Source organism: Pseudoalteromonas sp. TAB23 (assembly GCF_000498075.1).
GTDB lineage: Bacteria > Pseudomonadota > Gammaproteobacteria > Enterobacterales > Alteromonadaceae > Pseudoalteromonas > Pseudoalteromonas arctica.
The window spans coordinates 1-5273 of the sequence record NZ_AUTP01000089.1 but is presented as its reverse complement, the minus strand read 5'-3'; the positions used below and the strand labels follow the sequence as shown (position 1 = coordinate 5273).

Below are 5273 nucleotides of genomic sequence, written 5' to 3'. Positions count from 1 at the left end.
CCAAACGAGGCGGGCGCACCATAGCAGAATAACCTTTATCAGCCGTTTCATGAAAACGAAATAACAACCAAATATGAGTAAATTCATCTAAACCACGTACAAATTCTTCGCGATTAAAATCGGGGGCAAATATAAGCTTTGCTTTAGCTTGTGGCACTAAACGTGGTTGCCTAGGTATAGCAAACTTTTGTTTATAAGGAGATTGAATGTGGCCAATAGCCGAAATGGTGTAATCGCTCATAGTACTCGGGTACAAATAAAATAGAGCGCTATTCTACCCGCATTTAGCATTTATGGCATTAATGTAAGCAAGTTTATTGCGTATACCAATTTTATTAAAAATATGATTATTCTACTGCATTAAATAGCGCACTTACTTTGTTAATAATTATTCATAGTTGACTGCGTGGATGCAGGAGGTAGAGCAATGCAGGGAGCAATTTGTGATAACAACTATATATTATAATTTTGCCTTGTTATTGCGCTATTTTCTTAGTGCTACAATAGAACAATTATTTAATGCACTTAGCATTATAGACCAAACGGTTTAAAGTTTTTATTAGACTGATTGGTTTATATTAATATATTTAAAAAGAGCCTAAAACAAAAAAGGTAAGCCCTTGGGCTTACCTTTTATACATGCTAAAGACTAATTAAAACATGTATTGAACTGATACAGACGCTACATCCATATCTGGGTCAATATCGTCATCAAGTTTATAGCGTTCGTACTCTAAACGAAACTGTACATTTGTTGTAAGCGCGTATTCAATACCTGCGCCGTAAAATGCATCACCACCATCTGCAGACGCTGTTACGCCACCTACTGGTAAATCTTGTGTGTAATCTGCATCCCATTCAAGCCAACCGCCTTTTGCATACACAGAAAAACTTTCTGTTATAGGGTAGCCCAAACGAGCGGCAAGCGATACGCCATCAATTTCAGCTTTGCTGTCTATATCACTTACTTCATCAAAGTTTTGATAAGCAAGCTCTAAGCTTAAGTACTCGTTAAATTGTGCACCAACGTAACCCTTAATCATTTGTGCATCGTCGTCAAAGTCAGTGTCGTTGTCACTGTCTTCAAATTCAAAAGAATATTGACCGTAACCGATACCAGTATAAATACGTGGAGAATCGAAATCAGAAATGTCAGCGTGTGCTGCAGAGTTAAAACCCAGTGTTGCTAGTGCAATAGCTGAAAGAGAAAGTGTTTTAATCATTGAATAGCTCCTTTACAAAAAATAATCAAATGCTTGATTTCATTAATCAAACTTCAATTATCTACTTGCAGCGAGCGTGCCAATATTAAAATGAATTAAAAACACGCCTTAATTAATTCTTTTGTATTGGTTTTTACGGTATTTAGCGTGTTTTATAATCAAAGTGAACTTTTGTGTAATTGAGTACTCTAAAATAAGTTGTATGTTTTACAAAGTATAATGAGTTTTTTACATAGCCTGAATTATTTAAACTAGTAATTACACTGTATGAAGCAAGTTTTCTGTTTCAATTGCTATTTCTTTCATTTTTATAGCGTAATTTTCTAATTTAATATCTTCTTCTGTTACAGCTTTAAACGAAGGCACTTCTATAGGGTAGCCCGTTTCATCCATTGCAATAAAGCTGATAACACAATGATTTGTTTCAACCATATTTTGTGTTTTTGGATCGCCACAACGCACTTGTATAAATATTTGCATGCTACTTCTACCCGTATGGGCAATTTTAGCTTCTACTTCGACTATTTGACCCACTAAAATTGGGCGTCTAAATTTAACACCCGCAACCGAAACCGTTACGCAGTAGTGACCACTCCAACCCGCAGCACATGCATAGCCTGCTTGGTCAATCCATTTCATGACGGCCCCACCATGAACTTTACCACCAAAATTAACATCGGTAGGCTCTGCTAAAAAACGAAAAACAACTTTTGACGACGGCATAGATAACACTCTTATTATTAAAACTACTATTAGCATAACGTAAAAAAGGGGCCGAAGCCCCTGCAATTTAGGATATGTTTATAATTTATATGTAAAAAAAGTGACTATATGTGTATATAACGCATAATTTAGTTACATATTTGGGTAGTTTGGCCCACCAGCACCTTCTGGAGTTACCCAGGTAATGTTTTGGCTTGGGTCTTTAATATCGCAGGTTTTACAATGCACACAGTTTTGAGCGTTAATAACAAACTCTTTATTGCCTGCTATTTCTTGTACTTCGTAAACGCCAGCAGGGCAATAACGCTGTGCAGGTTCATCAAATTTCACTAGGTTCACGTTAATAGGAATTGACGCATCTTTGAGCTTTAAATGACACGGCTGTGATTCTTCGTGGTTAGTATTTGATAAAAACACACTTGAGAGTTTATCAAAGCTAAGGTGTCCATCTGGCTTTGGGTACGCTATTTTGTCAGCGGCGTTAGCATCAACAAGGGTAGAGTGATCGGGCGTATTATCTTTAAATGTAAACGGTAAACCGCCATTGAAAATATTTTGATCAAGCGTGTTATACGCACCACCTACAAACTTACCGAGCTTGTGCATTGCAGGGCCAAAGTTACGAGATTGATATAACTCTTTATATGCCCACGATTGCTCAAACGCAGTTTGATAATGAGTTAAATCGGTATTTGCCAACTCATTTTGCAATGCTTCAAAAATAACTTCAGCGGCAACCATTCCCGATTTCATTGCAGTGTGATTACCTTTAATTTTTGCAAAATTAAGTGTGCCTGCATCGCACCCTACAAGTAAGCCACCTGCAAAATGCATTTTTGGTAATGAATGTAAACCGCCCTTAGCAATAGCACGCGCACCGTAAGCAATGCGTTCTGCGCCTTCAAGTACGTTTTTAAATACTGGATGGTGCTTCATTCGCTGAAACTCATCGAACGGGCTTAAATGTGGGTTTGAGTAATTTAAGTCAACAATTAAACCTACAACGACTTGGTTGTTTTCACTGTGATACATGAATGCACCACCATTAGTATCGCCGCTAAGTGGCCAACCTGTACCATGAACAACTTTGCCAAGCTCATGCTTACTTTCATCAATTTGCCAAATTTCTTTAAAGCCTAAACCGTAATGCTGCGGCGATGAATCTGCATCAAGTGCAAACTCATTAATTAGCTGCTTACCTAAGTGACCTCGGCAGCCTTCTGCAAATATAGTGTATTTTGCACGAAGCTCCATGCCAGGCATGTAACCGTCTTTTTCATTACCGTCTTTGTCGACACCCATATCACCAGTAATAATGCCTTTTACTGCTTTATCTTCAATTATTAAAGAGTGAGCACTAAACCCTGGAAAAATCTCTACGCCTAAGCTTTCAGCTTGCTCAGCAAGCCATCGACATACATTACCCATAGATACAATGTAGTTACCGTCATTATGAAATGTTTTTGGCGTAGCAAAGTGGGGGATTGATGTCGCTTTTTGCTCGTTATTAAACCAATAAATTTCATCGTTAGTTACTTTGGTTGTAACCGGTGCGCCAAGCTCTTGCCAATTTGGTAGTAGCTCATCCAAAGCTTTGGTTTCAAAAACAGCACCAGAGAGTACATGTGCGCCTACTTCGGAACCTTTTTCGACTACGCAAATCATGCACTCTTGTTGTTTTTCTTGTGCTAATTGCGCGAGTTTAATTGCACTTGAAAGCCCCGCAGGGCCAGCGCCAACAATTACTACATCAAATTCCATGGTTTCACGTTCGACCATAATAACCTCTTTATCTATGACGGACTTATTCGAATGTTTACTACGCATTTAAATAAGGTGTACAGCCTATTTTTAACCTTGCAAATTAAACGTTACAGACTGTGAATAGTTAAAGGTTATTTTAGGTTGACGTTTACGTCAACAGGAAGTAGTCTAATTTCATAAAATAAATAGGTTGACGTGCACGTTACCTTGTAGGTTTAAATAATTATGGAGTTCCTATGAAAGTTCTCGTACCAATAAAAAGAGTGATTGATTACAACGTAAAAGCACGCGTTAAAAGTGATAACAGCGACGTTGATTTAACCAACGTTAAAATGGCAATGAACCCGTTTTGTGAAATTGCTATAGAAGAAGCCATTCGCCTTAAAGAAGCCGGTACAGCCAATGAAGTTGTTGCTGTTACTATTGGTCCTAAAGCATCGCAAGAGCAATTACGCACAGCATTAGCACTGGGTGCCGACAAAGCCATTCACATCGAAACCGATGAAAAGCTCGAGTCACTCCATATTGCAAAGCTACTCGCTAAAATTGTAGAGCAAGAATCTCCTGAGCTTGTAATTTTAGGTAAACAGTCAATCGATTCAGATAATAACCAGACAGGTCAAATGCTAGCGGCTTTAACTAAACGTGGGCAGGGTACATTTGCATCCAAGGTTGTTATTGAAAATGGCAAAGTAAACGTGACCCGCGAAGTTGATGGGGGCCTGCAAACGGTAGCACTTAATTTACCGGCGGTTGTTACAACTGATTTACGCTTAAACGAGCCTCGTTACGCATCACTGCCAAATATTATGAAAGCCAAACGTAAGCCGCTTGAAGTAATAGCAGCTGATTCGCTTGGTGTTGATTTAACACCGCGTATTCAATTAATAAGTGTAGAAGAGCCAGCTAAACGTACCGCAGGAATTATTGTTGAAGACGTTGCACAGCTTGTAGAAAAATTAAAAACAGAGGCAAAGGTGATTTAAATGAAAACACTCGTAATTGCAGAGCACGACAACGGTGCCTTAAAACCAGAAACCTCAAAAACTATTAACGCTGCAGTAAAAATAGGTTTTCCTGTTGATGTACTTATTGCAGGTAACAGCCTAAGCGCAATGAGCTCACAAGTGGCCAGCATTGATGGCGTAGCTAATGTTTTAGTTGCCGATAATAGCGTTTATGAACATCAGTTAGCTGAGAGCATGACCGATTTAGTTTTATCGCTTAGCGACATCTACAGCCACATTGTTGCAAGTGCTACTACAACAGGCAAAAACTTTATGCCACGTGTTGCTGCGTTATTAGATGTTGCGCAAATTTCTGAAATTATCGCAGTAGTGGACGCCGATACATTTAAACGTCCAATTTATGCAGGTAATGCAATCGCAACAGTTAAATCACTCGACAGTAAAAAAGTAATTACCGTACGTGCTAGTAGCTTTGATTTACAAGGCGAGCAATCAGCAGCGGCTATAACAAGCATTGATACAGTGTCTGATTCGCAATTAAGTAGCTTTGTAAGTGTTGAACAAACAGAGTCTGAACGCCCTGAACTTACGGCTG

Annotated in this window: 5 protein-coding genes and 1 pseudogene; 2 read left to right on the top strand and 4 right to left on the bottom strand. The window is 38.8% G+C overall.

Annotation, left to right across the window (positions count from 1 at the left end):
• The 4 genes from L654_RS0102080 to L654_RS0102065 form a co-directional block, all read right to left on the bottom strand.
• A partial coding sequence (locus tag L654_RS0102080; protein ID WP_024607110.1) for a TrmO family methyltransferase occupies positions 1-241 on the bottom strand: 241 nt, incomplete at its 3' end.
• 412 nt (positions 242-653) lie between these two features.
• Positions 654-1223, bottom strand: a complete 570-nt coding sequence (locus L654_RS0102075) for an outer membrane beta-barrel protein (protein WP_024607109.1) — start codon at positions 1221-1223, stop codon at positions 654-656.
• Positions 1224-1481: 258 nt separating this feature from the next.
• Positions 1482-1946: an acyl-CoA thioesterase gene (locus tag L654_RS0102070; RefSeq protein ID WP_007586808.1), complete on the bottom strand. Its 465-nt coding sequence runs from the start codon at positions 1944-1946 to the stop codon at positions 1482-1484.
• A gap of 132 nt (positions 1947-2078) precedes the next feature.
• On the bottom strand, positions 2079-3725 hold the full coding sequence (locus tag L654_RS0102065; RefSeq protein WP_024607108.1) for an electron transfer flavoprotein-ubiquinone oxidoreductase: 1647 nt from the start codon (positions 3723-3725) through the stop codon (positions 2079-2081).
• A gap of 221 nt (positions 3726-3946) precedes the next feature.
• Here L654_RS0102065 and L654_RS0102060 point away from each other — a divergent pair, with 221 nt between their 5' ends.
• Both L654_RS0102060 and L654_RS0102055 read left to right on the top strand, forming a co-directional pair.
• Positions 3947-4696: an electron transfer flavoprotein subunit beta/FixA family protein gene (locus L654_RS0102060; RefSeq protein ID WP_024607107.1), complete on the top strand. Its 750-nt coding sequence runs from the start codon at positions 3947-3949 to the stop codon at positions 4694-4696.
• Positions 4697-5273 (top strand): annotated as a pseudogene (locus L654_RS0102055) (electron transfer flavoprotein subunit alpha/FixB family protein); the annotation flags it as partial.

Coding starts and splice junctions, on each gene's coding strand:
- L654_RS0102075 (WP_024607109.1), bottom strand. CDS start 1,223: ATGATTAAAACACTTTCTCTTTCAGCTATTGCACTAGCAACACTGGGT.
- L654_RS0102070 (WP_007586808.1), bottom strand. CDS start 1,946: ATGCCGTCGTCAAAAGTTGTTTTTCGTTTTTTAGCAGAGCCTACCGAT.
- L654_RS0102065 (WP_024607108.1), bottom strand. CDS start 3,725: ATGGTCGAACGTGAAACCATGGAATTTGATGTAGTAATTGTTGGCGCT.
- L654_RS0102060 (WP_024607107.1), top strand. CDS start 3,947: ATGAAAGTTCTCGTACCAATAAAAAGAGTGATTGATTACAACGTAAAA.